This is a genomic window from Cellulomonas algicola (genome assembly GCF_003851725.1).
GTDB lineage: Bacteria > Actinomycetota > Actinomycetes > Actinomycetales > Cellulomonadaceae > Cellulomonas > Cellulomonas algicola.
Genome location: NZ_BHYL01000372.1, coordinates 1 through 1,358, shown reverse-complemented (window position 1 = coordinate 1,358; position 1,358 = coordinate 1). Strand labels below are relative to the sequence as shown.

The window sequence follows — 1,358 nt, the reverse complement described above, 5'->3', positions numbered from 1 at the left end:
CGGCGGGGCGGTGGCCGTGGCGGCGTCTGCGGGCATCGGTCCTTCTCGACGGCGAGGTGCGAGGTGCGGGGGGACGGTGGAGCGGGCGATGCGGTGTCGCGGGGGCGAGCCGGCCCGACCTGACAGCGTCGCGGAGTGCGGCGGCGCGTGCGGCCGTTCGTCCCCAACACCGAGCATGCACCCGCGTGTTCCCCGTCACACCCGCGGGTGAGGGCGCGCGTCCCGCCTGGTCGCGGGCGCACGAAACTTTTCACGGGCTCGGGGTGCCGCACCCGCGCGGCTACCGTGACCGGATGCCCTCCGCGACGACGGGACCCTGGCGCCTGGTGCGCGCGGGCGTCGTCGCGTCCGTCGTCGTCGCGCTCGCCGGCCTGGCGCACGTCCTCGGTGGTGGCCGCCTTCCTGCGGGCGTCGTCCTCGTGGCGCTGACGTCGCTGGTGCTCGCGGTCTGCGTCGCGCTCGCGGGCCGTCGGCTCGGGGTCGTCGCGGTCACCGCGGTGCTCGGCGCCGGGCAGCTGGTGCTGCACCACGCGTTCACGGTCCTCTCCGCCACGGGATGTGCCCCGTCCGCCGGACCGGCCGCCGGCGTGGCCGACCCGCACGCCGCACACACCGCCGCGCAGCACACCGCGCACCTCGCCGCCCGGGCGACGGACCACGCCGCGCACCTCGCCGGTCAGGCGGCCGACCACGTGGCGCACGCCGGGCAGGCCGTCGGCACCCTCGCCTGCGCCGACCCGCACGGCGTCGCGACCCCGCTGCTCGGTGCGTCCGCGATGCTCGTGCTGCACGTCGTCGCGACGGTGCTCACCGCGCTCGTCGTCGCGGGCGGCGACCGCGCGCTGCACTGGCTGCTCGCCTGGCTGCGGCCCCGCGTCGTCGTGCCGGGCCCCGTCGCCGTGCCGGTCGGCGGGACGCTCGTCGGCCCCGTCGCCTCCGTCGCGCCCCTTCGCGCACCCTGGTCGCGCGCGCACCCGCGGCGCGGGCCACCCTCGGGCCCGCCCGCACCTCCCGCGCGCTGACGCGCCCACACCGACCTCCGACGTCTCGACGGAGCGGGGCTGGTCGTCGCGCGGGCTCCGCCGCCACCGCGTCACGGTCCCGCACCCGCCGGGTCGCCGTCGCGCCGTGCTGCGCCCACCACGACCACCCGCGGACCCCACGTCCGCGACGCCCCGAAGGATCCTCATGCCTCAGTACGCCCGTACGTCCGCCCACCTCGCCGCACCCGACCGTCCGTCCGACCCTCACGGCACGGGCGCGGCGCTCGGCGTCCCGGTCTCCGCGCGGCGCGGCCAGCGCTCCGCGGGAGCCGCCCGGCTGGCCGGGCGCGTCGCCGCCGTCGCGGCGCTCGGGCT

The 1,358-nt window shown here is 79.3% G+C and carries 1 protein-coding gene; it reads left to right on the top strand.

What is annotated here, in order from left to right; genetic code table 11:
- The first annotated feature begins 293 nt into the window (after positions 1-293).
- Positions 294-1,022 carry a hypothetical protein gene (locus tag CTKZ_RS21770; RefSeq protein WP_160142941.1) on the top strand — a complete coding sequence of 243 codons (729 nt, stop codon included), beginning with the start codon at positions 294-296 and terminating at the stop codon, positions 1,020-1,022.
- Positions 1,023-1,358: the final 336 nt, after the last annotated feature.